At 50.2% G+C, this 23715-nt stretch carries 28 protein-coding genes and 1 pseudogene; 12 read left to right on the top strand and 17 right to left on the bottom strand.

Annotated elements, in window-relative coordinates:
• Positions 1-23: 23 nt before the first annotated feature.
• Together R0134_RS13360 and rsmI are read right to left on the bottom strand one after the other, a co-directional pair.
• The gene (locus R0134_RS13360) at positions 24-1157 is read right to left on the bottom strand and encodes an ISAs1 family transposase (protein WP_319781770.1); all 1134 of its coding nucleotides are present in this window, start codon (positions 1155-1157) and stop codon (positions 24-26) included.
• A gap of 207 nt (positions 1158-1364) precedes the next feature.
• On the bottom strand, positions 1365-2207 hold the full coding sequence (gene rsmI, locus R0134_RS13365; RefSeq protein ID WP_319782445.1) for a 16S rRNA (cytidine(1402)-2'-O)-methyltransferase: 843 nt from the start codon (positions 2205-2207) through the stop codon (positions 1365-1367).
• Between the two features lie 83 nt (positions 2208-2290).
• Here rsmI and R0134_RS13370 point away from each other — a divergent pair, with 83 nt between their 5' ends.
• The 6 genes and pseudogenes from R0134_RS13370 (at position 2291) to R0134_RS13395 (ending at position 6243) form a co-directional block, all read left to right on the top strand.
• On the top strand, positions 2291-4195 hold the full coding sequence (locus tag R0134_RS13370; protein ID WP_319782446.1) for a penicillin-binding protein activator: 1905 nt from the start codon (positions 2291-2293) through the stop codon (positions 4193-4195).
• A complete protein-coding gene (locus tag R0134_RS13375) occupies positions 4167-4565 on the top strand; it encodes a YraN family protein (protein WP_319782447.1) in 399 nt (132 codons plus the stop codon). The genes R0134_RS13370 and R0134_RS13375 overlap by 29 nt, the downstream gene beginning before the upstream one ends.
• Positions 4566-4574: 9 nt before the next feature.
• A complete protein-coding gene (locus R0134_RS13380) occupies positions 4575-5168 on the top strand; it encodes an SIS domain-containing protein (protein WP_319782448.1) in 594 nt (197 codons plus the stop codon).
• A complete protein-coding gene (gene dolP / locus R0134_RS13385) occupies positions 5168-5746 on the top strand; it encodes a division/outer membrane stress-associated lipid-binding lipoprotein (RefSeq protein WP_319782449.1) in 579 nt (192 codons plus the stop codon). Before R0134_RS13380 ends, dolP begins: the two co-directional genes overlap by 1 nt.
• A gap of 23 nt (positions 5747-5769) precedes the next feature.
• Positions 5770-5866 (top strand): annotated as a pseudogene (locus tag R0134_RS16540) (methyl-accepting chemotaxis protein); the annotation flags it as partial.
• A gap of 68 nt (positions 5867-5934) precedes the next feature.
• Entirely contained in the window at positions 5935-6243 is a 309-nt protein-coding gene (locus R0134_RS13395; RefSeq protein ID WP_319782451.1) for a hypothetical protein, read from the top strand.
• 205 nt (positions 6244-6448) lie between these two features.
• Here R0134_RS13395 and R0134_RS13400 read toward each other — a convergent pair whose 3' ends face one another.
• The 8 genes from R0134_RS13400 to zapE form a co-directional block, all read right to left on the bottom strand.
• Entirely contained in the window at positions 6449-6904 is a 456-nt protein-coding gene (locus R0134_RS13400) for a ClpXP protease specificity-enhancing factor (protein ID WP_319782452.1), read from the bottom strand.
• A 2-nt stretch (positions 6905-6906) separates the two neighbouring features.
• The gene (gene sspA / locus R0134_RS13405; protein ID WP_319782453.1) at positions 6907-7536 is read right to left on the bottom strand and encodes a stringent starvation protein SspA; all 630 of its coding nucleotides are present in this window, start codon (positions 7534-7536) and stop codon (positions 6907-6909) included.
• 87 nt (positions 7537-7623) lie between these two features.
• Complete coding sequence (locus R0134_RS13410; RefSeq protein ID WP_319782454.1) at positions 7624-8355, bottom strand: cytochrome c1; 732 nt, start codon at positions 8353-8355, stop codon at positions 7624-7626.
• The gene (locus R0134_RS13415; protein WP_319782455.1) at positions 8355-9569 is read right to left on the bottom strand and encodes a cytochrome bc complex cytochrome b subunit; all 1215 of its coding nucleotides are present in this window, start codon (positions 9567-9569) and stop codon (positions 8355-8357) included. The genes R0134_RS13410 and R0134_RS13415 overlap by 1 nt, the downstream gene beginning before the upstream one ends.
• Positions 9570-9571: 2 nt before the next feature.
• Positions 9572-10162: a ubiquinol-cytochrome c reductase iron-sulfur subunit gene (gene petA, locus R0134_RS13420; RefSeq protein ID WP_319782456.1), complete on the bottom strand. Its 591-nt coding sequence runs from the start codon at positions 10160-10162 to the stop codon at positions 9572-9574.
• Positions 10163-10447: 285 nt separating this feature from the next.
• Complete coding sequence (gene rpsI / locus R0134_RS13425; RefSeq protein WP_087036788.1) at positions 10448-10840, bottom strand: 30S ribosomal protein S9; 393 nt, start codon at positions 10838-10840, stop codon at positions 10448-10450.
• A gap of 15 nt (positions 10841-10855) precedes the next feature.
• Positions 10856-11284: a 50S ribosomal protein L13 gene (rplM, locus tag R0134_RS13430; protein ID WP_087036787.1), complete on the bottom strand. Its 429-nt coding sequence runs from the start codon at positions 11282-11284 to the stop codon at positions 10856-10858.
• 512 nt (positions 11285-11796) lie between these two features.
• Positions 11797-12897 carry a cell division protein ZapE gene (gene zapE / locus R0134_RS13435; RefSeq protein WP_319784373.1) on the bottom strand — a complete coding sequence of 367 codons (1101 nt, stop codon included), beginning with the start codon at positions 12895-12897 and terminating at the stop codon, positions 11797-11799.
• A gap of 302 nt (positions 12898-13199) precedes the next feature.
• Here zapE and R0134_RS13440 point away from each other — a divergent pair, with 302 nt between their 5' ends.
• Positions 13200-14558: a Do family serine endopeptidase gene (locus tag R0134_RS13440; RefSeq protein ID WP_319782457.1), complete on the top strand. Its 1359-nt coding sequence runs from the start codon at positions 13200-13202 to the stop codon at positions 14556-14558.
• Between the two features lie 336 nt (positions 14559-14894).
• Complete coding sequence (degS, locus tag R0134_RS13445; protein ID WP_319782458.1) at positions 14895-15992, top strand: outer membrane-stress sensor serine endopeptidase DegS; 1098 nt, start codon at positions 14895-14897, stop codon at positions 15990-15992.
• Between the two features lie 381 nt (positions 15993-16373).
• Here degS and murA read toward each other — a convergent pair whose 3' ends face one another.
• The 7 genes from murA to R0134_RS13480 are packed head-to-tail and all read right to left on the bottom strand — an operon-like array spanning position 16374 to position 20940.
• Positions 16374-17630 (bottom strand): UDP-N-acetylglucosamine 1-carboxyvinyltransferase, encoded by a 1257-nt coding sequence (murA, locus tag R0134_RS13450; RefSeq protein ID WP_319782459.1) that lies wholly within the window; start codon positions 17628-17630, stop codon positions 16374-16376.
• Between the two features lie 12 nt (positions 17631-17642).
• The gene (locus tag R0134_RS13455) at positions 17643-17933 is read right to left on the bottom strand and encodes a BolA family protein (RefSeq protein ID WP_087036780.1); all 291 of its coding nucleotides are present in this window, start codon (positions 17931-17933) and stop codon (positions 17643-17645) included.
• The gene (locus tag R0134_RS13460) at positions 17920-18228 is read right to left on the bottom strand and encodes a lipid asymmetry maintenance protein MlaB (protein WP_319782461.1); all 309 of its coding nucleotides are present in this window, start codon (positions 18226-18228) and stop codon (positions 17920-17922) included. The genes R0134_RS13455 and R0134_RS13460 overlap by 14 nt, the downstream gene beginning before the upstream one ends.
• Positions 18225-18863, bottom strand: coding sequence for a phospholipid-binding protein MlaC (mlaC, locus tag R0134_RS13465; RefSeq protein ID WP_319782463.1), 639 nt, complete (start codon positions 18861-18863; stop codon positions 18225-18227). The genes R0134_RS13460 and mlaC overlap by 4 nt, the downstream gene beginning before the upstream one ends.
• A gap of 27 nt (positions 18864-18890) precedes the next feature.
• Positions 18891-19364 (bottom strand): outer membrane lipid asymmetry maintenance protein MlaD, encoded by a 474-nt coding sequence (mlaD, locus tag R0134_RS13470; RefSeq protein WP_087036774.1) that lies wholly within the window; start codon positions 19362-19364, stop codon positions 18891-18893.
• 6 nt (positions 19365-19370) lie between these two features.
• Positions 19371-20150, bottom strand: coding sequence for a lipid asymmetry maintenance ABC transporter permease subunit MlaE (mlaE, locus tag R0134_RS13475; RefSeq protein ID WP_087036772.1), 780 nt, complete (start codon positions 20148-20150; stop codon positions 19371-19373).
• The gene (locus R0134_RS13480; RefSeq protein WP_319782464.1) at positions 20140-20940 is read right to left on the bottom strand and encodes an ATP-binding cassette domain-containing protein; all 801 of its coding nucleotides are present in this window, start codon (positions 20938-20940) and stop codon (positions 20140-20142) included. Before R0134_RS13480 ends, mlaE begins: the two co-directional genes overlap by 11 nt.
• A gap of 204 nt (positions 20941-21144) precedes the next feature.
• Between R0134_RS13480 and R0134_RS13485 the strand changes: the two genes are divergently transcribed.
• Genes R0134_RS13485 through lptA form a run of 4 tightly spaced genes read left to right on the top strand, consistent with a single transcriptional unit; the run spans position 21145 to position 23714 of the window.
• Positions 21145-22119 (top strand): KpsF/GutQ family sugar-phosphate isomerase, encoded by a 975-nt coding sequence (locus tag R0134_RS13485; RefSeq protein ID WP_319782466.1) that lies wholly within the window; start codon positions 21145-21147, stop codon positions 22117-22119.
• Complete coding sequence (gene kdsC / locus R0134_RS13490; protein ID WP_319782468.1) at positions 22119-22670, top strand: 3-deoxy-manno-octulosonate-8-phosphatase KdsC; 552 nt, start codon at positions 22119-22121, stop codon at positions 22668-22670. Before R0134_RS13485 ends, kdsC begins: the two co-directional genes overlap by 1 nt.
• Entirely contained in the window at positions 22667-23215 is a 549-nt protein-coding gene (gene lptC / locus R0134_RS13495) for an LPS export ABC transporter periplasmic protein LptC (protein ID WP_319782469.1), read from the top strand. Before kdsC ends, lptC begins: the two co-directional genes overlap by 4 nt.
• Positions 23184-23714: a lipopolysaccharide transport periplasmic protein LptA gene (gene lptA, locus R0134_RS13500; RefSeq protein ID WP_319782470.1), complete on the top strand. Its 531-nt coding sequence runs from the start codon at positions 23184-23186 to the stop codon at positions 23712-23714. Before lptC ends, lptA begins: the two co-directional genes overlap by 32 nt.
• The last annotated feature ends 1 nt before the right edge of the window (position 23715 follow it).

Genomic DNA, 23715 nt, shown 5'->3' on the forward strand with positions numbered 1-23715 from the left:
TTGTATAGTGAGGTCATCTTTGTTTATTTTTTGCCCAACACAGTAAATCCAGCAACTAATATTTTATCCAAGTAAGCACAACTCATACTCGCCATTTTTTGCTTTCGACGAACACTGGCTTTCCTTGATGTCTCAGAGCGTATCATGTTGAGTGCTAAGTGACGGATGCTCGCCAGCACTTCAGCCCCATTCTCACGGTAAATGGGGCAGGCATCTTCTTTCATTGACACATCCAACACCCAATGCAGGCTATTTTCGATACCCCAATGCCCACGGACTGCCTTGCCGAAACGGATACTATCGAGCTCTGCTGAGCTGATATAGTAACGATACTCAAGCGAGGATTTACCTGATTTTTCACGACGATAGCCAATAGCCACCCCGATAGTTTTTAGGCCTTTCCAGTCAGGAAACTGGTGCGCTAAATCGCCTGCTGGCAATACATGATATTCTCGGATCTCAGTACGACCGTGCCCCTGCTCAATGTTGATCTTATCGGGGTTTGTGGAGACAGCTATGCTCGCTGATAGGGTTGTTCGCACCGCTTTAAACAACAACTCTTGATTACCTTTTACTGCCAGTAAATAGTCGCCACCTTGGTTGATAATAGTCTTGGCAATGTTGGTCTGACAGCCCATGGCATCAATAGAAATCAAGCATCCCTTGATATCCAACAACTTGAGCAGCGCTGGAATAGCGGTAATTTCGTTCGACTTGGCATTGGTTTTTAATTGGCCCATGACCACGCCATTAGCGGAGGAAAAAGCGCTGACCATATGGATGGTCGATTGTCTATTCTCTCTATCGTAAGAGCCGCGTAGTACCTTGCCATCAATGGCGATAAGCTCACCATCAGTACGGTGTGTTATCGACTGAACCCAGCGAATAAAGCATTGCTGAAACTGAACGGGATCGAGGCGGGAAATCACCCTAGCGATAGTATCGTGAACTGGCACTCCCTCTGGAAATAAGCCCTTTTTTTGAAACCAATTCAGGTGAGCACTCCCAAAGTCTTCGATGTCTTCCCAACCCTCAGCACCAGCGATGACAGCACAAATGGTGAGGAACAATACATCGAATAGCGGATAGATAATTTTGGCTGGTTGGCGAGGGTCGTCTATCTCACCAAAATACTGTGTAAAAGCATCCGTGTTCATCTAGGCTCTCCCAAAAGAGAGTATAAGATCACACTGAGGCGAGCAGGTCAAATATAGCTGAGTTGGCTAAAAAACGTTCGAGATCTTGCCCTGCGGTAACAATCAGTTCCGTTCTTATCTCTATTTTTCCGTGGGTTCCGTGGCGAAAGAGCATTTAGTCTTTACGTCCTTAAGCTTGGTGCTGGGCGCTATGTACTTAGCGCTGTGTTAAAGCCCATTCTCGAGTCCGTACTTGTACAAGGCATTTTTCTTCGAGCCATGGATTTCAGCGGTCAATGCTGCGGCTTTCTTCAGCGGTAGCTCGCTACACAGCAGAGTTAACGTGCGCAGCACTTCGGCCGACAATTCATCTTCAACGCTTGGGCGATAGCCGGCCACCATCAATACAATTTCGCCGCGGCTGCGATTAGTATCTTCACCCAGCCACTGCAACATTTCACCGGCCGGCAGGCTGTGAATCGACTCAAAGGTCTTGGTGATTTCACGCGCTACTACTAACTGACGTTCTGCGCCTAATACTTCCACTATCGCGGCCACACTGTGCAGCAAACGCCGGGGCGATTCATAAAAAATTAAGGTGCGGGGTTCGTCTTTTAATTGTTCTATTTTATCTAAGCGCGCTTTTTCTTTGCTAGGCAAAAAACCCTCAAAGGCAAAGCGATCCGTGGGCAAGCCCGCCGCCGATAAGGCAGTAATAGCGGCACAAGGGCCGGGCAGTGCTATCACTTGAATACCCGCCTCACGACAGCGATTGACCAAGTGATAGCCAGGGTCACTGATCAAAGGCGTGCCCGCATCCGAGACTAGGGCTACACTTTGTCCGCCTACTAGGCGCGCCACTAGCTGCTCGGACTTATATTGCTCATTGTGGTCGTGTAACGCCCAGGTAGACGTATTAATCTGGTAATGAGATAGCAGTTTCGCCGTATGACGGGTATCTTCACAAGCTATTAAATCAACCTCTTGTAATGTATCCAGTGCACGCTGGCTGATATCATTCAGGTTTCCGATGGGGGTTGGCACTATATAAAGTGCAGCGGCTTGGCTCATGAGAACTCCTGTCGAGCAATTGTTTCACCGTCATGGCCCTATTAGAATTAGGACTAGAATGACACAGCTTGGGATTAAAGGGATTGGCAACATTACATCACAGCAAGAGTGTAACACGGCTATTATGCACCTTGGTGCTTTCATATTTGCTACTAGCCTGTGGCAGCAACACTATTTCGCAGCGGTTATCTGATACTCCGCCAGACATGTTTAGCACCATCGAACAAAGTGGCGAGCAATATCTAAAACAAACGCGCAACGCTAACCCCGCCGATGCTTTTAGTTGGCAAGTGTTAGCCATTCGCGCTTGGCTGCAAGAAAATAACGTGGTGGCAGCGAAAAATCAGCTGGTGCAGTTACAAAAAACCGCGCCCCAAGAGCAGCAGCCCATTTTGAGCTTGTTAGAGGCACAAATGGCGCTAGTGACTGGCCATGACGGGCTCTCCGAGCAATTACTGACCAACATAGAGCCGGATCGCTTAGCGCCCAATGTGCTCAGCTATTACTTATTGTTACAAGCGAATCGGTTCGAACAGCAAAGTCTGCCGATTGCGGCGGCGGATATGTTAGCCCAACGCCATCAATATCTGGCCGGACCCGCGCAGCAAGCCAACTTAGAGCGTATCTATGCACTGCTTGCTCCTGTGTCCAGCGATATGCTACGCGGCGCACTAACTGAGAAATATGAGCCTAATACTCAAGCTTGGTTGCGATTAATGGCGATTTTAAATACTCCAAGCACCAATGACGAACAGCGCAACTGGCAGCTCAACTCTTGGCGTAACAGCTACCCCGAGCATCCGGGCGCTTATTATCTGCCTGAAGGCTTGGCCGAGAGCAGCATGCTGGCCCTCGACAGCTATCAGCCGAGCCACATTGCGGTGCTGCTGCCCTTAACCGGTCAGTTAGCTACCCAAGCGGCCGCTATTCGTAACGGCATTGAGCGCGCTCATCAAGGCCAAGCTTCACGCTTAAGCTTTTTTGATACCCAAACCAGTGACATGGCTAAGGTATATCAGCAACTGCAAGCCGCCGGTGCCGACTTTATTATTGGTCCGCTACTTAAAGGTGATATAGCGGCCTTGGCTAATCTGGATCCGGCGATGCCGCAATTGGCGTTAAATATGCCGCCGCAAAAGCAAGGCTTAGCCCATCGCTATTACTTTGCCTTATCGCCCGAAAGTGAAGCCGCCGATGCCGCACTGCATATGTGGGAGCAAGGTCATCGCCAACCCTTGGTGTTTGCACCCGGTAATGAGTTGGGTAAACGCAGTGCCACCGAGTTTAATCGGGTTTGGAAACAGCTTAGTGGTCAAGGCGCGCGCCTTGCCTATTTTAGTAGCCAGCAAGCCATAGAAGCCGATGTACGCCGCGCGCTCAATACCAAAGCCAGCGACGGTGCGAGCCCGCCACTTGCGGCCGGCGTGATCCAGCCCATCGGTGACAATACGCCTGCGGCCAGCAATGGCGCTATCGACTCGCTATTTATGGCCTCTAACGCCACCGAAACGCGCTTTATCCTGCCCTACTTTGACTTTGTGCGTGACAGCCGAGCCAAACGCTTCCCGACTTATGTTACGTCGCGCAGCTTTATTCCCGGCGGTTCAGCGCCCATGAGCGAGCTTAATGGCGTCAAGCTTGGGGACATGCCGTGGATATTTGGCGGTCAGGCACAGCTAATGGCCGAGGTAGAGCAGCAGTGGCCCAATAGCAGCAGCTCTTGGTTACGCTTATTTGCGCTCGGTTATGATGCGGTCAGCATAATCCCCCAGCTTAACGATCTACGACTGGGTTCTGTGGCAGCTTCAGGCTTAACCGGCGACATCAGCATCAATGAGCGAGGCATCATAGAGCGACGCTCGCAGTGGATGGAGTATCAGGATGGCGACTGGCAAACCGAAGGCTACCAAGCCCCAGCTGACACGACTGAAGAACTTAATCTCGAGCGTGAGCAAGAACTTGAGCGCGAGTTTGAGTCACAGCCCTAAGTCATCCACCAACCAAGTGGCCCTTTCCCCAACACAAAGCAAGGGCGAGCAGTTTGAGCGCCGCGCCGAGCAATTTTTACTGAGCCAAGGGCTAACCTTGGCTGCACGCAACTACTGGTGCAAGCTCGGCGAAATTGATTTAATCATGTATAGCGATCACACCTTAGTGTTTGTGGAAGTGCGTTATCGCAGTCATGGTTATTTTGGTGGCGCAGCCGCCTCGGTCACGCCCGCTAAGCAACAAAAGCTGCGCCGTGCGGCCTTATATTATTTACAAGCACAGGGCTTAAACGAAGCACAACAGCCCTGTCGTTTTGATTTAATCGCCTATGAAGGTATGGATCTTCATTGGTTACAGAACGCCTTTTAAGGAACAGCAATGCAGGACGAGATCAAAGCCAGCTTTACCGAAAGTATTCAAACTAAGATTGCCGCCGCCGAAGCGCTACCCGATGATATTTTGGCGGCCGCGCAAATGATGGTGATGTGTTTATTAAACGGTAATAAATTATTGGTTTGCGGCAATGGCGGCTCTAATGCCTTGGCACAATTGTTTGTGAGTGAATTGATTAACCGTTACGAAACCGAGCGCCCCGCGCTGCCTGCTATTTGTTTAACCCTAGATACCTGCAGCATCAGTGCCATTGCCGTGGATCAACATTTTGATGAAGCCTATGGCCGCCAAATTCGCGCCTTAGGTCAAGAAGGTGATGTGTTAGTGGTGATCTCCACCAGTGGCAATAGCCGTAATCTCATTAAGGCGGCAGAAGCCGCACTCAGCCGTGATATGACCATAGTGGCCCTTAGCGGCAAAGATGGCGGTGAGCTGGCCGGTTTATTAGGCCCCAATGATGTAGAAATTCGGGTGCCGGCGCTGCGTGCGCCGCGTATTCATGAGGTCAATCTATTAACACTGCATTGCTTGTGTGACTTGATTGACCGTACTTTGTTCCCGCAAGAGGAAGATGACTAATGAGCCATAAACTCACGCTACTTTTCGCTGTAACGCTACTCTTACAAGGCTGTGCCGGCGTGATGCTCGCCGGTGCCGGCACCGGCTTTGGCTCCATCACCGACCGCAGAGCAGTTTCCACCCAAGTCAGCGACCAAGCCGTAGATATGCGCGCTACACATCGCTTAGGCACCACTAATCCTTTATGGGCAGACAGCCGCGTGGTGGTGATCACCACCAATGGCAAGAGCTTATTAGTTGGCCAAACACCCACCCAAGAATACAGTCAACAAGCAGAAGCAGTGGTGAAAGGCGTGCCCGGCGTGACGGAAGTCTTTAATGAATTGCGCATTACGAAGCCCCTCGACATTACCGCACGCAGTCAGGACACTTGGCTCACCTCTAAGGTTAAAAGCACTTTATTGGCCGAAAAGAACATAGATGGCACTAAAGTCAAAGTCGTCACTGAAAATAGTGAAGTATTCCTGATTGGCTTGGTCACGCAAAAAGAAGCGGATATCTCAGTGCAATTGGCCCGTAACATAGCCGGTGTAAAACGGGTGATTACGGTATTTGAATTTGTGCAGGCGGCACCTTAGTCAAGCAGAAAACGAGATAACCCTTAAATGCCGCCATTGAAGCCGCCCGCGCCGGTGAGCAAGGCCATGGCTTTGCAGGTGGTGGCCGATGATATACGTAGCCTTGCTGGGGCACCCAAGGTTCCATTGCCGATATCGAGCAAACCATAGCGCGCCTGCAAAGTACCACCCTCCAAGCGGTAAGCGTGATGGCTGAATGTTTAACACTGGCCAACAACGGCGTGGCTCAGACCCAAACCTCTGAAAGCTCCATTGAAGAGATAGCGCAACAAATTAGCGTGATGAACGATTTAAATATGATGATTGCTATCGCCGCCGAGCAACAATCCCATGTATCCAGTGAAATCACCAACAAGGTGCACTTGATCAGCCAGTCCGCCGAAAGCACTTCGGATCACGCCCAAGATAATATGCAAACCAGCTATGAAGTGGCCCAGCTCACCCAGCATCTGAAGGATATTATTGATAGTGTCAGCGTGCGCGATCTTAAAACGTGAGGCGTGAGGCGTGAGGCGTGAGGCGTGAGGCGTGAGGCGTGAGGCGTGAGGCGTGAGGCGTGAGGCGTGAAAATCATACATCCCCTCACTCTTTACACCTCACTCCTCACCACCTATTCCAGCCATAAAAAAACGCAGCCCAAGGGCTGCGTTTTTGCTTCTAGTAACTGATTAAGACTTCACGACTTAATTACTTACTATTTAATTACTTAACGACGCGTAAGCTGGGTCTGCCCTTCTTAGGCGGCGTACTTGGCGGCGAAGCTGGATCATCTGGCTCTGTGCTTGAGTCAATGCTTTTCGGCCCATCGGCGTCTAAGCTGGCAAGCCAAGCATCATAAGCAACTTCAGGTGGAAAAAAGGTGCCCGCACCGTTTTCTCTGGCCTGAATCGACACCACGGCCGCCATAGGTACGTACACCTGAAATGGCGAACCACCAAAACGCGCGCTAAAACTCACCGCATCGTTATCCATCTGTAAGCCAACGACGGCCGTGGGTGCTATGTTCAGCACTATCTGGCCATCTTTAACATACTGCTGTGGTACCGTGGTGTGCGGCAAGCCCGCATTCACCAGTAAATGAGGCGTCAGTTCGTTATCTAACAGCCACTCATAAAAGGCACGCAACAGATAAGGACGGCTGGGTGTCAGATTATCCATAATTAAATCTTACCACCAATATCACGCTCAGCTTCGGTCATGGACGCTTGATACGACTCGCGCTCAAACAAGCGGATCATATAGCCTTTCAACTCTTTAGCACCACGGCCCGACAGCTCGATACCCAAAGATGGCAAACGCCATAACAAAGGTGCCATGTAGCAATCCACCAAGCTGAACTCTTCACTCATAAAGTAAGAGTACTCGCCAAAGATGGGGGCTACCGCTAACAAAGCTTCGCGTAATTCTTTGCGGGCTTCGTCGGCTTTATCGTTACGTTGAATACGCTCAACTAAGGAATACCAGTCTTGTTTGATACGATGCATCATCAAACGACTGCTGCCGCGTGCCACCGGATAAACCGGCATCAGCGGTGGATGAGGAAAACGCTCATCCAGATACTCCATGATGATGTCTGATTCATACAGCACCAGCTCACGGTCAACCAAAGTCGGCAAAGTGCCATACGCATTCAGCTCCAGCATTTCTTCAGGGAGCGAATCCAGCTCAACCTGGCTGATTTCAACGCTGACACCTTTTTCAGCCAACACGATACGTACTTGGTGACTGTAAATATCTTCAGCACCCGAAAACAACGTCATGATAGAACGTTTATTAGCCGCAACTGCCATTAGATCCTCCACAAATCATAAACAGGAACGGCAATGAAGCATTTTTGCCCCATTGCCGCCCCAAAAGTTAGCTTAGACGATGTCTAATCAGTGTACGTCACGCCAGTATTCTTTCTTCAACAGATAAGCGAAGACAAAGAAGATAGCTAAGAAACCGAGTACCCAATAGCCAATACGATGACGTTCCAGCTTAATGGGATCAGCGGAATAAGCTAAGAAGTTAACGATATCCAATACTGCAGCATCGTATTCTTCCCCGCTCAACTCGCCATTACCATCCACTTCGATGCCAACGGGCGTGATGACTTCTTCACCATCCACGGTATGTACTTTGGTTTTTAACCTAGCGCTACCTTGCAGTGGCTCCAATACGTGGGGCATACCCACCGATGGAAACACCAGATTATTCACGCCAAAAGGACGCTCGTCATCTTTATAGAAAGAACGCAAATAGGTATATAACCAGTCAGTGCCACGCACCCGTGCTACCAGTGTTAAATCCGGTGGTGGGGCGCCAAACCAAGTGGCCGCGTCTTTTTCAGGGATGGAGTTTTTCATCAACTCACCGATAGGTACGCCGGTAAAGTTGAGATTAGCCTGCATCACATCTTCTGGAATGCCTAAGTCTGCAGCCACGCGGTTATAACGCTGGTGCTGAGTACCGTGGCAAGCCGCACAATAGTTCATGAACAATTTAGCGCCATTTTGCAATGAGGCCTTATCGGTCAAGTCATAATGCGCCTTGTCTAGCTTGACCGCAGCTGAGCCGAAGGCCAAGGCTGGTAAAAAGGCGAGTACAGCAATGATTAACTTCTTCATTAAAATGTCACCCTCTCTGGCAGCGGCTTGGTTTTTTCGTTTTTACTGTAGAAGAACAACAGTACAAAGAAGGCGAAATAACCAAAGGAACAGATTTGCGCCAACAACGTCAGGGTGGGAGTAGAAGCCAAAGTACCCAGCACACCCAAGATAACGAAGCAGATCACAAACTGAGTGATGTTCAACAAATGCAGTTTGCTACGGTAGCGGAACGATCGCACGTTGCAACGGTCAAGCCAAGGCAACAAGAACAGCACCGCTATCGACAGCCCCATCAAGATAACACCGGTTAACTTATCAGGTACCGCACGCAAAATGGCGTAGAAAGGCGTGAAGTACCACACTGGCGCTATGTGCTCAGGGGTCTTCAGGCTGTTAGCCGCTTCAAAGTTAGGCGCTTCTAAGAAGTAACCACCACCCTCGGGCATAAAGAAGATAAAGAAGGCAAAAATAAACAAGAAGCCTGCCACGCCCACTATGTCTTTTACAGAGTAGTAAGGGTGGAACGGAATAGCGTCTTTCGGCCAGCCGTTTTCATCTTTTACTTTCTTAATGTCGATGCCATCAGGGTTATTAGAACCCACTTCGTGCAGCGCTACTATGTGTAAGAACACCAGTATCACTAACACCAAAGGCAGCGCTATCACGTGCAAGGCAAAGAAACGGGTCAAAGTGACGCCCGAGATAACATAGTCACCACGGATCCACAGTGTTAAGTCATCGCCGATCACCGGAATGGCACCGAACAATGAAATAATAACCTGCGCGCCCCAATAAGACATCTGGCCCCACGGCAACAGATAGCCCATAAAGGCTTCAGCCATCAGCACTAAGAAAATCAGCATACCGAACAGCCACAGCAGTTCGCGTGGTTTCTGGTAAGAGCCATAGATCAGGCCACGGAACATGTGCAGATACACTACCACGAAGAACGCAGAGGCACCGGTACTGTGCATATAACGCAGTAACCAGCCGTACTCCACATCACGCATTATGTATTCAATGGAGTTAAAAGCGCCGTCACCGGACGGATTGTAGTTCATGGTTAACCAGACACCAGTCAGCAGCTGATTTACCAGCACCAGCATGGCCAGTGAGCCAAAGAAATACCAAAAGTTAAAGTTTTTCGGTGCCGGATACTGACCTACGTGCTTGTTGTAGGTCGCCGTCATCGGGATCCGTTCGTCGATCCAGTTTACGAGTTTACCCAACATGCTTAGGCTCCTTCGCCGTCTTCGCCCACTAAAATCGTGGCGTCGTTGACATAATAATAAGGGGGGATCACCAAGTTCAATGGCGCAGGAACGCTTTTGAAAACGCGACCGGCCATATCAAACTTGGAACCGTGACAAGGGCAGAAGAAACCAGAGGTCACTCCCTGAACCTGCTCGCCAAAGGTATCTGGCAAGTAAGTAGGTGAACACCCAAGATGGGTACAAATACCTACTGTCACGAGTAATTCAGGTTTGATCGAGCGATATGCGTTTTGCGCATAATCTGGCTGTTGTGGCTCAGCGGAATCGGGATCCCGTAGCTGATCATCAAGCTTAGTCAGCGAATCAAGCGTCTCTTGGTTACGACGGACCACCCATACGGGCTTACCACGCCACTCTACTCGGATTAACTGACCCGGTTCAACTTTGCTCACATCTACTTCTACGGGTGCCCCGGCAGCTTTCGCTTTTGCGCTGGGGTTCCAAGAAGCAATAAAAGGTACCGCGGCAAAAGCAGCTCCAACCCCACCCACGACTGTGGTTGACCAGGTTAGAAATCTGCGGCGACCGGTATTAACTGGCGCATTGCTCATCCAAAAACTCTCCCATTTGGTCTCCGCGCGTTTATTGTTCGTTCCATGCTTCGAGACGGCTTGTGACAACTGCGGCGGATATTATGGTTTCAATTGCCACAAAAACCCTGAAATTCTAAAGAAAAACGCCTTCCTTTACAAGGACGGGGGAAGTGGCAGTAAATGATTTCTTATAATATTATTTTTTATTTAAAAACAACGTTTTACTAGCAACAGAAAATTATTTTTTCAGATATAAAAAAGCCCGGGTAAACCCCGGGCTTTTGTTGTAAAACGCCGTCCCAATTAACGCTTGGAGAACTGAGGACGCTTACGTGCTTTATGCAGACCAACTTTCTTACGCTCAACTTTACGAGCGTCACGCGTAACGAAGCCCGCTTTACGCAGAGAAGCGCGCAAGGTCTCGTCGAATTGCATCAGGGCACGTGTAATGCCGTGACGAATTGCGCCAGCCTGACCAGAAATGCCACCACCAGAAACAGTGATATACAGATCAAATTTTTCGGTCATTTCAACCAGTTCCAAAGGCTGACGAACCACCATACGGGCGGTCTCGCGGCCAAAGTACTGATCCAAAGAACGTTTGTTAATTACGATATTGCCGCTACCCGGCTTCACGAATACTCGTGCAGTTGAGCTTTTACGACGACCAGTACCGTAGTATTGAGTTTCTGCCATTTGCCTAATCCCGCCTTAGATGTCCAGTACTTGAGGTTGTTGCGCCGCGTGGTTGTGCTGCGCGCCCACAAAGACTTTCATCTTGCGGAACATAGCACGACCCAGTGGGCCACGAGGCAGCATGCCGCGAACGGCAGACTCAATGACCATCTCTGGCTTGCGTACAATCAGCTTTTCGAAAGTGATTGATTTCAAACCACCCGGAAAACCGGAGTGAGAATAGTAAATTTTGCCTTCGGCTTTATTACCGGTTACCTGAATTTTCTCAGCATTTACTACAACGATGTAATCGCCACAGTCAACGTGCGGAGTATATTCCGGCTTATGCTTACCACGCAGACGAAGCGCAATCTCAGAGGCCAAACGACCCAGAGTTTTGCCTTCTGCATCAACAACATACCAGTCACGCTTTACGGTTTCTGGCTTAGCAACAAAAGTTTTCATGGATAAACCCAAAATACTTAAATGAATTATACACTTGCGCACTTGCGCAAAACACGAGCAAACATATACCCCTTCGAGTACTAGTCTGTTTACAGTGATGCCGTCCGTTAGACAGCGGTGTAACGTGGGCTGGGCGATTATAGGTAAAGTTGCCGTAATAATCACCTACTAATTTCAATGCCCATTAAAATTAGTAGGTTCGCCCTACCCCTTCCCAATATCATGCCCTGATACGGGGGCGCATATTTTGACATTCTACCCCTGCTAAAGAAAGGGAATTCTGCTTAAAACAGCAGCGCAAGCACACAGCCTATAGATAAACCCCGATCTGCCACTGAATCCACGGAACCCTCGGAAAAACAAAGATAAGAGTGTTTAGGATTTGGCCTCTTACCGATAAAAATATTTGCAGCGTTGGCCTATTCAGATCTGATCGCTATTTTTCTGTGGATTCCGTGTTCTTCCGTGGCAAAAAATGTTGTTCTCTAATACTGGAGGGCACGCGCTGTTAGTTAAGGCAAATGCTCTCTGGCAAGATATTCATGGGATTGCATTTCAATCAATCGTGACAAGCAGCGTTGAAACTCAAATTCCAGCAGCCCAGACTGATAAAGCTCCTTCATGGGCACGGCCGCCGAGAGGATTAACTTCACGCGCCGTTCGTAAAATTCATCCACCAAGGCAATAAAGCGCCGCGCCGCATCGCTGGTCTCGGGGCCCATCGCCCTCACATTGGCCACTATGATGGTGTGATAACGACGCGCCAGCTCAATATAGTCAAGCTGGGAGCGTGGCGTACAGCACAACTCTTGATAATCCATATAGAGTACGCCCGCGCCCTCGGCTATGGTCATTAAGGGTCTGTGATTGACGTGAATCTCTTGCTCCCAGCGCGCATCGCCCAAACTTAGGCTGGCAAAATACTCCGCCAACGCGGCCGTCGCCTCAGCCGTTAATGGCCAATGATAAAGATTGGCCTGTTGCAGGGTGCGGAGCCGATAATCGATACCTGAGTCTACATTTACGACGCTGCAATGCTGCTTAATCAGCGCTATGGCCGGTAAGAAGCGCGTTCTTTGCAAGCCATTGCGATAAAGCTCGTCGGGAGGAATGTTAGAGGTGGCCACTAAAATCATACCCTCAGCAAACAAATACTCAAACAAGGTGCCCAAGATCATGGCGTCAGTGATATCAGAGACAAAAAACTCATCGAAACAAATAATGCGCGCTTGTTTGGCTAAGTTGGTGGCCACCACTTTTAGTGGATCCACTTGTCCGTTCAGGCTTTGCAGCTCTGTATGCACTCGCTGCATAAAATGATGGAAGTGCACTCTGAGTTTATTATCAAAGGGCAAACAATCATAAAAGGTATCCATCAAGTAGGTTTTACCACGCCCTACGCCGCCCCAAAAATACAGGCCGGTAATAGCCTCAGTAGGCGGGGCTGGTTGGCGGGTAAGCTGCTGCCAAAAACTTGGCCGAGGTACAGGCAACACTGGGAGTAGCAACTCATCATATAAACGCTGTAAATGGCGTACCGCCAATTGTTGGGCGCTGTCTTCAACAAAGTCGGCGCGCTGCAAATCGGCCTGATATCGTTCACTGGGGCTCATGGCAAGAATGATTACCGCTATCATGGAACATGGCAGGCTAGTGTACTGGCTAGGTTACGCTTTGAGCAAGTAACGGGAGCTAAAGCTAGGACAGCTCAGCACAAGTGCTTGATCTCATGGGGATATGGGCTTGAACTGAAGAATAATGCCACCATTTAATAGCGTTGAGCTTAAATATTAGCTCGGCCTTAGGAACTCTTATGGACCTACAGAGGTCTGCATAAGTCTGAATATTCATTTTTCTTGTCGCATTGTTTGACCGTATTTATAGATCTTATTAATAGACAATTAGGAGCATCTGTATGAAATCTCGACTCCCTTTGGTGTCAGCCTTGGCACTGAGTATTGGCCTAGCCGTCATACCCGCCGCCCAAGCGGCATTGCCCTTGGCGGCGGGTAGCGATATTCGCAGCCTAGCCCCAGTGCTGGAAAAAGTGACCCCTGCGGTGGTCAATATCTCCGTGTCTGGTAATAAAATCAGTCGTCAAGTGTTGCCCGAGCCGTTTCGCTTCTTCTTTGGGCCAGAGATGCAGGGTGAACAGGTACAAGAGCGCCCGTTTCAAGCACTGGGTTCTGGGGTCATTGTTGATGCTAAGAAAGGCTATGTGATCACCAATAATCACGTAATCTCTGATGCAGATAAAATCCTGATAACCTTGATGGATGGTCAAGAATACGAAGCCGAATTAATTGGCAGCGATAAACAAAGCGATATCGCCTTATTGAAGGTAGATGCCAAAGATTTAGTCGAAATCGAATTTGCCGACTCAGATCAGCTGCGAGTCGGTGACTTTGCTATTGCCATCGGCAACCCCTTTGGCCTCGGCCAAACCGTGACCTCAGGCATTATCAGCGCCTTAGGTCGCTCTGGCTTAAATGTCGAAAACCTAGAAAACTTCATTCAAACCGATGCCGCCATTAACTCCGGCAACTCAGGTGGCGCCCTGCTCGATCTTGAGGGTAAATTGGTGGGCATTAATACCGCTATCTTAGGTCCCAACGGCGGCAACATCGGCATCGGCTTTGCGATTCCCGCCAATATGGTGAAAAGCCTGACGGAACAGATCATCGAATACGGTGAAGTACGCCGTGGCGTGCTGGGCGTGATGGGCGGCGAGCTGACTTCCGAACTGGCACGCACCTTTGGCTATCGTAGCCAGCATGGGGCTTTCGTCAGTCAGGTAATCGAAGATTCCTCCGCCGATAAAGCGGGCTTAAAAGCCGGTGACATTATTATCAGCTTAGATAATAAACCGGTGCGCTCTTTTAGCGAGTTACGCGCCAAGGTCGCCACCATGGGCGCCGATAAAACCGTGAACTTAGGCATATTCCGCGACGGTAAGAAGCAAGAGGTTGACGTAACCTTGGCCCGAGCCGAAGACGAAAATGTCGCCGCCAACACCTTAAACGAGGCGCTCGAAGGCGCGACGCTGGCCAAAACCGAGACTAAAGATGGGGTGAAAGGCGTGAAAGTCATAGAAGTGGCACCGCGCTCGCCAGCGGCCATGTCTGGACTGGAAAAAGACGATGTTATTATCGGCGTCAACCGTAAGCGGATAAAAAATCTCGCCCAGTTACGCAAAATAATAGAAGCGAAACCCGACGTAATAGCACTGAATATTCAGCGCGGTAACTCCTCTTTGTATTTGGTGTTGAGATAGAATAACGCCTAGAACCAAGCTAATCCCTACCACGGCGGTTAAATAATGGTAAAAATTAAAAGCAGCGTTTAGCGCTGCTTTTTTATGTTCGCTAAGCGTTAGCTTTGTGTACCAAAACTGGCGCTGCCGGATTTCATCGGTAGCCGGCAATTTTAATCCCTTGTAGTCGCCCGTCTCTTTGATAAAGAGACGGGCGACTACAAAAACCATCTCGTACCCATACTGCACGGATGTGTGCACTGCTTTTATCTTTAGCTGACAGCTTGATTTCCCCTTTGCTCCCAATGATTTACTTTGTGTTATGCTGTAACTCTTTTGTTAACAGCCAAATTCTCTATGCGCTTACTTGCTCCACTAAAGTTTATTGTTCAGGCCGTCGCCTTCGGGATACTGATGGCGTTATTGCTATTGGTGGTGTTCCCGCAACTTAAGACTCAGCCTTTTGAGCATTGGTGGCGCAACCAGCAGGTGGGTGTCTCCAGCTTCTCCTATGCGGCCAACCGTGCCGGCCCCGCCGTGGTCAATATTTATACCCGCAGTTTTCAGCGTGGCGATGCCGCACCTGAGCTAAGCTCCACCAGTTTAGGCTCAGGCGTAATCATGACCGACCAAGGTTATGTGTTAACTAATTATCATGTGATCGCCGACGCGGATCAGGTGATAGTGGCGCTGCAAGATGGCCGCATTCTTAACGGCGAAGTCACCGGCTTTGATGTGCCGACCGATTTAGCGGTATTAAAGATTAATGCCGAGCAGCTACCGGTGATCCCACAAGACAATGAACTGGCGCCGCAAGTGGGCGATATTGTGCTGGCTATCGGCAATCCTTATAATGTTGGGCAAACCATTACCCAAGGCATTATCAGCGCCACTGGGCGCTCAGGCTTATCGAGCATGGGGCCCGACAGTAATGGCCGCCAAGACTTACTGCAAACCGATGCGGCCATTAATGCCGGTAACTCCGGCGGCGCGCTCATTAACGTCTACGGGGAAATCGTCGGTATTAATACCGCCTCCTTTCAAAGCTTGGCCCATCAAGAAAGCTACGGCATCAACTTTGCTATTCCCTACGCGTTAGCCCAGCGCATTATGCAGGAGCTGATCAGCCACGGCCGAGTGATCCGCGGTTACTTAGGTATAAGCGGTGCCGATATACCGCCGCTAATGGCACAATTACTGAAAATGGGTGATCGTACCGGCTTATTTGTAGAGGGCATTAACGAAACCGGCCCTGCCGCCAAGGCCGGTATCTTGGTCGAGGATGTGTTACTGAAATTAGACGATGAGCCGATTCGTAATACCCGCCACGCCATGGATAAAATTGCCGAAACCAAGCCTGGCAGCACTATAATCGCGACCTTACTGCGCCAAGGTAAAATAATGACCTTAACCATTAACATTGAAGAAGATAAACGCTTTCAGCGCTTGCGGTAATTGATCGTGAGGGGTGAAGAGTAAAGGGGACGACATAAAGACAGACACACACCGTCTGTTGTAGAAACAGCTTTAGCCGGCTGATCCTGCGCAGCAGGATAGTTTGGAACTCCTCCTCGTTTTACCGTTTCGCTAAATCTGCAGCTATATCTCGGTTTAACGTGCCGCTTCGCGCTACTGCGATAGCTCCGCCCAGAGCGGTGTTTATCTTTAACGTAAGGCGATCAAAATGATAGCCGCGCACCCATTAAAAAAGGGGTTAGGTGCAAATGCACCTAACCCCTTTTTATCAGCTAAACGTAGTGTGATAAGGCTGCATCACAGGCAATTCCGAAGACTCGTTGTGTTACCCCTCCCCCCTTACGTTTCACTCCTTACGAGCTAGCCTTTAATGCGCTCTATCTTGCCGCCGAGGGCAGACAGTTTATCTTCGATCACTTCATAACCGCGGTCGATATGATAAATGCGGTCCACAAAGGTGGTGCCTTCGGCCACAAAGCCGGCCAGCACTAAGCTTGCAGAGGCGCGCAAGTCCGTGGCCATGACAGTGGCACCGGTGAGCTGCTCGGTATCGCCACAGATCGCCATATTGCCGTGTAATTCAATGCTGGCACCCATGCGGTTTAGCTCAGGCACGTGCATAAAACGGTTTTCAAAGATGGTTTCAGTCACATGACCCACGCCTTTGGCGACCGCATTCAGCACAGTAAACTGGGCTTGCATGTCGGTCGGGAAAGCCGGGTATGGTGCGGTTTTAATGTCCACCGGCTTCAGAACTCGGTCGGTCATATTTAAACGGATCCAGTCTGCACCGGTGGTAATCTCGGCGCCCGCTTCTTTGAGTTTCACCAGTACCGCTTCTAGCAGATGCGGGTCTGTGTTGTGACAGGTCACATCACCACCGGTGACTGCCGCGCCCACCAAGAAGGTACCGGTTTCGATACGATCCGGCTGCACGCGATATTCACCGCCATGCAAGGCTTCCACGCCATCAATAATTAGTGTGTCTTGGCCAATGCCTTGAATTTTAGCGCCAAGTGCATTTAAGAAGTTGGCTAAATCTACCACTTCTGGCTCACGGGCCGCGTTCTCGATAACCGTGCGGCCTTCTGCTAATACGGCAGCCATCATCAGGTTTTCGGTACCGGTCACGCTCACCATGTCCATCAAGATGTGCGCGCCTTTTAAACGACCATCAACGCGCGCTTTAATGTAACCGTCTTCCACGTGGATCTCGGCCCCCATTTGCTCCAGACCGTGAATGTGCAAATTCACCGGACGTGCACCTATGGCACAACCGCCGGGTAATGACACATCAGCTTGGCCAAAGCGCGCCACTAATGGGCCCAAGGCCAAGATAGAGGCACGCATAGTACGCACTAGCTCATAAGGGGCGATATGGCTGTTAACGGCGCCAGAAATCACGTAGCTGTCATCTTGCTCCGCTACCGTTAAGCCCATAGAGGTCAACAGTTGCAGCGTGGTGTCTACGTCTTTCAGTTTTGGCACGTTCGACAAGGTGATCGCTTCGTCACACAACAAGGTGCCAAATAAGATCGGCAAGGCCGCATTTTTAGCACCAGAAATAGTGACATCGCCGGCTAGCCGACAAGGGCCTTGTATTTTAAATTTGTCCATCTTGATTCCCGCTTAGGAAGGCATAATAAATTTTCGTTCCCGAGCCCATTGCTCAGGGGTAAAGGTCTTCACGGTCAGGGCATGAATGGTATTTTCGGCAATCAATTCCCGTAATGGACCATTAATGGACTGCTGCCGCTTAAGGCGGCTCATGTCGGCAAAATCAGCTGACACCGCAATCACGTTAAAGTGACTGCCTTCGCTCTTGATATACACTTCGTCCAAGCTCAAGGCTTGGCGCAATAACTGTTCTACTTGTTCATTAATACTTTGTTGAGTAGTACTGGATTCATTCAGGCTCATTTTGGCTCTCGGCAAGGTTGTCGGTCGGCGCAAAAAAATCGCCGACGCCATATAAATCGGCCAGCGGATAAAAACTCGCCGGCGGCGTAGACAGCGTTAATGGCCGCGCATCCGCGGCCAACGACTGACTCCACTGTACCAAAAACGCCAAGCCAATTGAGTCAATCTCACGCACTGCGCTTAAGTCTGCTTTATTTTGGCTAAACAGCTCTGCGCGCTGGGCCCAATAAGTGGGCAATTGGTCCCGAGTTAATGGCAAGGTTAATGGCAGCGTTAATGACTGGCCTAATTTCATTTTTTACGTTCCAGCGGCGTCACCGGCTTATTGGTGTGCGCCAATAAGTCTTGGGTGACGTTATCGATGCCTTTTTGACGGATAAGACCGCTCAACTCAGACTGCTTAGCAGACAGCAAGCTAATGCCCTCGGCTATCATATCAAACACCTTCCACTCACCGGTGCGGTTGTTTTTACGCAGTTTGAACTCAAGGTTAATGGTCGGTTTATTCGGCTCTAACACGCTGACCGGAATGGACACCAACTGGTCGTCTTTACCGACGCGGCCTTTGCCAATGTTCAGGGTTTGTTTGTCATAGGCGGCCAAGGCATCTGCATAGGTCACCACTAAGTACTCACTAAAGGCATTCACAAACGCATCACGCTGGGCCGGTGTAGTGTCGTTGAGCTGCTTGCCAATCACGCGAAAAGCCGAGAAGCGCACATCGACACCAGGCAGCATCTCTTCACGCACTATGGTGCGTAAGTATTTAGGATCAGCTTTGATCTGGCGTTGTTCGTTGTTCAGTCGATCAAAGGTGTTTTGAGCGACTTCACTCATCAGTTGGTAAGGTTCGTTCAATGTCAAAGCATTGGCCAAGGGCGCCCAAGTACCGGCTAGGACTAATAGTCCTGATATCAATAATTTTTTCATGCGTTGCTCCTAAGCGTCTGTGTTGGCTTATTTATCACCAATTGAATATATGAACTTACCGATCAACTCTTCCAGCACCAATGCTGATTGAGTGTCGCCAATAAAATCACCATCCTTGAGCATGCCAATACCCATGTCTTCATCAATGAAGCCTGGGCTTAACGCCAGATACTGCTCGCCCAACAGGCCAGAAGTTTGAATGGCGGCGGTGCTACTTTGTGAGAATTCACCCGCATTGCTATTCACGCTTAAGGTCACCACTGGGGTTTGATCTTTGGCGTCCAAGCTTATGTTACTCACGCGCCCTACCACCACGCCCCCGACCTTGACTGGCGAGCGGGCTTTTAAGCCACCAATATTATCGAACTTAGCATAGAGGGTATAACTTTCTCCTTGGCCTTGTACATTAATGCCCGCCACTTTAAAAGCGAGCAAGAGTAAGGCGCCAATTCCGGCTAACATAAAGCAGCCAACACTGAATTCCAGTTTGCTGTATTTCATCACTATTTATCCAAACATAACGACGGTGAGCACGAAATCTAGCCCCAATACCGCCAAAGAAGAATGAACCACGGTACGCGTCGTGGCCTGACTGATGCCGGCCGCCGTGGGCTTAGCATCATAACCGTTAAACAAAGCAATCCAGGTTACTACCAAGGCAAACACCATCGTCTTGATAAAGCCTTGCATAATATCTTGTTTAAAATCTACTGCCGCCTGCATGGCCGACCAAAAACCGCCGGCATCGACGCCTAACCAGTCTACGCCCACCAGCTTGGCACCCCAGATGCCCACTAGGCTAAACATCAGCGCTAACAGCGGCATACTGATCATGCCAGCCCAAAAACGCGGCGCGACGACGCGACGCAGTGGGTCCACGCCCATCATTTCTAGGCTGGATAACTGCTCGGTGCTTTTCATTAAGCCAAGCTCAGCCGTTAACGCAGAACCGGCACGGCCCGCAAACAGCAAACCGGTCACCACTGGGCCTAATTCGCGCAGCAAAGATAACGACACTAATGGCCCCAACATGCCCTCGGCACCAAAGTCCACCAAGACGTTGTAGCCTTGTAGCGCCAGCACCATGCCGATAAACAGACCGGACACCAAGATAATGGCCACCGACTGCACACCCACTACGTATAATTGCTCAACCAGCAATGGAAAATGCTTCTTCGGCCGTGGCTTACCAATGAGGGCCTGCACCAACATGATGCCAGCGCGCCCACCAGAGGTAAGGCTGGCCACGCCTTGGCGGCCAAGGCGGCCTATAACATTAATTAACATGGCCTAACGACTCCCTAAATGACGGTGCGGGATAATGAAATGCCACTGGCCCATCCGCCTGACCTTCTAAAAACTGCACCAATTGCGCGTCTGTGCTGTGGCGCAGCTCATCGGGCGTCCCAGCGGCAATCACCTTTTTATTGGCAATCACGTAGGCGTAATCGGCAATGCCCAGCGCCTCGTCTACATCGTGGGTCACCACAATCGAGGTTAAGCCTTGGGCTTTATTTAGCTCGGCGATAAGCTTTACCAGTACCGCCATGCTGATTGGATCCTGACCGGCAAAGGGTTCATCGTACATGATTAATTCGGGATCATGGGCGATGGCGCGGGCCAAGGCGACACGGCGTGCCATGCCGCCGGACAATTCAGCAGGCATTAACTGTGCCGCACCACGCAAGCCCACCGCTTCTAACTTCATCATCACCAAGGTGCGGATCATGGCCTCAGGAAAGCCACTGTGCTCGCGCAGCGAAAAAGCCACGTTATCGAACACCGACATGCCGGTAAACAGCGCACCACTTTGAAATAACATGCCCATGCGCTGGCGTTGTTCATATAAACGCGTCCGGCCCATCTTAGGAATGGACTGACCATCAAATAAGATTTCACCGCTGCTGGGTTTAATCTGGCCGCCAATCAGACGCAGCATGGTGGTTTTACCGATGCCGCTGGGGCCCATAATGGCAGTAATTTTACCTTTAGGGATCTGCAGACTGATGCCATCGTATAAGGTTCGCTCACCATGGCTAAAGCAGAGATCCTTTATTTCAACAAGGTTCTGGCTCAAACTGATTCCCCAATGAAAAGAAGGAATTGTATGGCTTCCCCGATAGATGGGCAACTCAAATGCACTGAACACCCAGCGCCAAGCGCCCAGCCCTGACGCTCGCTCGCGTTTCTATCGCACACCTCACGCCTTCCCTAACGGTATTTAGTCGCTTATCGCCACCGGCTTTTCTATAATGGCATCGCCTTAAGTTTGGAGATCACCATGACTGTTGAATTTGACTACCAAGAAACTGCCCGACGCGTGCTGGATATTGAAAAGGCGGCCATAGACGGCCTTTATCAATATTTAGATCACACCTTTACTCAGGCCTGCCAATTGATCTTTGACTGCCCAGGTAAAATTATCGTCACCGGAATGGGCAAGTCAGGCCACATCGCCCATAAAATTGCTGCCACCCTGGCTAGCACCGGCACGCCGGCGTTTTTTATGCATCCGGGTGAAGCCAGTCATGGGGATCTGGGCATGATCGGCAAACAAGATGTGGTGCTGGCCTTGTCCAACTCCGGCGAGAGCAGTGAGATTATTTCGCTACTGCCGGTGCTCAAACGCCGCGCCATTCCACTGATTTGTTTAACCGGCAATACCCAATCCACCATGGCCCGTGAAGCCAATGTGCATTTATGCACTAGAGTCGAGCAAGAAGCCTGCCCACTAGGTTTAGCGCCCACTGCCAGCACCACGGCGGCCTTGGTGATGGGCGACGCACTGGCCGTCTCTTTATTAGAAGCACGCGGTTTTACCGCCAACGACTTTGCCCTCAGTCACCCGGGCGGCGCCTTAGGTAAACGCTTACTGCTGCGTGTTAGCGACTTAATGCATAAAGAACATCTGGTGCCTAAAGTAGGCCTTAGCACGCTGATCATAGATGCGCTGCTGGAGATAGGTCGCAGCGGCTTGGGCTTTACCGCCGTGGTCGATGAGCAGAACAAGCTGGCCGGTGTCTATACGGATGGCGACTTGCGCCGTACGCTGGATCAAAAAATTGACGTACACACCACCACTATCGATCAGGTGATGAGTGCTAAGTGCACCACAGTGCACGCCAATATGTTGGCCGCAGAAGCAGTACAATTAATGGAAGAAAAGAAAATTAGCGGCCTCTTGGTGCTCGATGACGAGCAACACCCCATAGGCGCCTTTAATATGCATGACTTATTACTGGCAGGAGTGATCTAATGGAACAATCTGCCCTTTATGGCCCCATACCCAGCAGCGTTTGGCAGCGCTTAAGCCAAATCCAGTTACTGATTTGCGATGTGGACGGCGTGCTGTCCGATGGCCTGATTTATTTAGGCAATCAAGGCGAAGAATTTAAAACCTTTAATACCAAAGACGGTTTTGGCATGAAAGCGCTGATCAATGCGGGCATAGAAGTGGCCATTATTACCGGTCGCGACTCACGCATCGTCGCGGATCGCATGGCTGCCCTTGGCGTTAAGCATGTCTATCAAGGCCAAAGTGATAAACGCCTTAGCTTTAACGCCTTGCTCAAAGACTTAAACCTTAACGCTGAGCAAGTGGCCTACATTGGCGACGACGTAGTCGACTTAGCGGTGATGGAATTATGTGGCTTAGGCGTTGCGGTCAGTGATGCCCACCCTTTAGTGCGCCAGCGCGCAGATTATGTGACGCAACTGGCCGGTGGCCGCGGCTGCGTGCGTGAACTGTGCGACCTCATGCTAGAAGCGCGCGGCATTTTGCATCTTGCCCAAGGCATGAGCGTATGAGCCGCCAAACGATCGTCTTTGGCGCCTTGTTTGTGTTAGCGCTAATTTGTTGGCAATGGTTTAAGCCGCTGAGCGACCAGCCCGCTAATCAACAAGACTATCAGCCTGATTTTATTGCTAAAAATCTACAAAGTGTGCAATACAATCAACTGGGCTTGCCCTATCGTGGCTTAACTGCCGACTATGCGGAGCACTACGAACCGCTGACCATGACCCTAATGGAAAAACCTGTTATCTTGCTCTATTCCCCTGATGGTAAGCCCCAATGGCAGCTCAGTGGTGACGAGGGCATGATCAACACCAATGACAATGCCATCTTAAATGGCGGCGTGGTGGGCAAAGGTCTACAGCCGGATGCGGTGATCAAGACCCTGAATACCGAATATCTGGAACTGGATTTTACGAATAATCAGCTACGCTCTAATCGAGCGGTAACACTGAGCAGCCCCAATTATCAGGCTACAGGCCTTGGGTTACTGGGACAGATTGATCAACAAACGGTGGAACTACTGCATGATACTCAGGCAACCTACACGACTCCTTAGCCTAGTTGGCCTATTAGCGCTGGGCATCAATGTGGCTAACGCGAAAGAATCTGATTATAAAGAGCCAGTCACCATAGACTCAGGCAGCCAACTGGTAGAGCTGGCCTCAAATAAAGTGACCTTTACCGATAATGTGGTCGTGAAACAAGGCACGCTCGATGTGCGTGCCAGCAAGCTGGTGGTCACCCGTAACGACAAGGGCTTACAAACCATGACCGCCTACGGCTCACCCGCCACTTATTATCAGGTATTGGACAGCGGTCAGCCGGTGCAAGCCAAAGCCAAGCAGATCACCTACGACATTAGAACCCGCACTATTACGCTGCTCAAAGATGCCGAGCTTAAGCAAAATGACAACATAGTCACCGGTTATCGCATTCGCTACTACATCGATAAAGAACAGATGGAAGCCGAAGGCCAAGGCAGCTCGGGGCGGGTTAAAACTATCTTCTTGCCCGAGCAGCTGCAGAATATGAATAACAAAGAGGCTAAACCCTGAT

The organism is Oceanisphaera sp. IT1-181 (assembly GCF_033807535.1).
In the GTDB taxonomy this organism is placed as follows: domain Bacteria; phylum Pseudomonadota; class Gammaproteobacteria; order Enterobacterales; family Aeromonadaceae; genus Oceanimonas.

Excerpts from the sequence above, each read along its gene's own strand:
- R0134_RS13360 (WP_319781770.1), bottom strand. The coding sequence starts at position 1,157 with ATGAACACGGATGCTTTTACACAGTATTTTGGTGAGATAGACGACCCT.
- rsmI (WP_319782445.1), bottom strand. The coding sequence starts at position 2,207 with ATGAGCCAAGCCGCTGCACTTTATATAGTGCCAACCCCCATCGGAAAC.
- R0134_RS13380 (WP_319782448.1), top strand. The coding sequence starts at position 4,575 with ATGCAGGACGAGATCAAAGCCAGCTTTACCGAAAGTATTCAAACTAAG.
- dolP (WP_319782449.1), top strand. The coding sequence starts at position 5,168 with ATGAGCCATAAACTCACGCTACTTTTCGCTGTAACGCTACTCTTACAA.
- R0134_RS13395 (WP_319782451.1), top strand. The coding sequence starts at position 5,935 with ATGGCTGAATGTTTAACACTGGCCAACAACGGCGTGGCTCAGACCCAA.
- R0134_RS13400 (WP_319782452.1), bottom strand. The coding sequence starts at position 6,904 with ATGGATAATCTGACACCCAGCCGTCCTTATCTGTTGCGTGCCTTTTAT.
- sspA (WP_319782453.1), bottom strand. The coding sequence starts at position 7,536 with ATGGCAGTTGCGGCTAATAAACGTTCTATCATGACGTTGTTTTCGGGT.
- R0134_RS13410 (WP_319782454.1), bottom strand. The coding sequence starts at position 8,355 with ATGAAGAAGTTAATCATTGCTGTACTCGCCTTTTTACCAGCCTTGGCC.
- R0134_RS13415 (WP_319782455.1), bottom strand. The coding sequence starts at position 9,569 with ATGTTGGGTAAACTCGTAAACTGGATCGACGAACGGATCCCGATGACG.
- petA (WP_319782456.1), bottom strand. The coding sequence starts at position 10,162 with ATGAGCAATGCGCCAGTTAATACCGGTCGCCGCAGATTTCTAACCTGG.
- rpsI (WP_087036788.1), bottom strand. The coding sequence starts at position 10,840 with ATGGCAGAAACTCAATACTACGGTACTGGTCGTCGTAAAAGCTCAACT.
- rplM (WP_087036787.1), bottom strand. The coding sequence starts at position 11,284 with ATGAAAACTTTTGTTGCTAAGCCAGAAACCGTAAAGCGTGACTGGTAT.
- zapE (WP_319784373.1), bottom strand. The coding sequence starts at position 12,897 with ATGAGCCCCAGTGAACGATATCAGGCCGATTTGCAGCGCGCCGACTTT.
- R0134_RS13440 (WP_319782457.1), top strand. The coding sequence starts at position 13,200 with ATGAAATCTCGACTCCCTTTGGTGTCAGCCTTGGCACTGAGTATTGGC.
- degS (WP_319782458.1), top strand. The coding sequence starts at position 14,895 with ATGCGCTTACTTGCTCCACTAAAGTTTATTGTTCAGGCCGTCGCCTTC.
- murA (WP_319782459.1), bottom strand. The coding sequence starts at position 17,630 with ATGGACAAATTTAAAATACAAGGCCCTTGTCGGCTAGCCGGCGATGTC.
- R0134_RS13455 (WP_087036780.1), bottom strand. The coding sequence starts at position 17,933 with ATGAGCCTGAATGAATCCAGTACTACTCAACAAAGTATTAATGAACAA.
- R0134_RS13460 (WP_319782461.1), bottom strand. The coding sequence starts at position 18,228 with ATGAAATTAGGCCAGTCATTAACGCTGCCATTAACCTTGCCATTAACT.
- mlaC (WP_319782463.1), bottom strand. The coding sequence starts at position 18,863 with ATGAAAAAATTATTGATATCAGGACTATTAGTCCTAGCCGGTACTTGG.
- mlaD (WP_087036774.1), bottom strand. The coding sequence starts at position 19,364 with ATGAAATACAGCAAACTGGAATTCAGTGTTGGCTGCTTTATGTTAGCC.
- mlaE (WP_087036772.1), bottom strand. The coding sequence starts at position 20,150 with ATGTTAATTAATGTTATAGGCCGCCTTGGCCGCCAAGGCGTGGCCAGC.
- R0134_RS13485 (WP_319782466.1), top strand. The coding sequence starts at position 21,145 with ATGACTGTTGAATTTGACTACCAAGAAACTGCCCGACGCGTGCTGGAT.
- kdsC (WP_319782468.1), top strand. The coding sequence starts at position 22,119 with ATGGAACAATCTGCCCTTTATGGCCCCATACCCAGCAGCGTTTGGCAG.
- lptC (WP_319782469.1), top strand. The coding sequence starts at position 22,667 with ATGAGCCGCCAAACGATCGTCTTTGGCGCCTTGTTTGTGTTAGCGCTA.
- lptA (WP_319782470.1), top strand. The coding sequence starts at position 23,184 with ATGATACTCAGGCAACCTACACGACTCCTTAGCCTAGTTGGCCTATTA.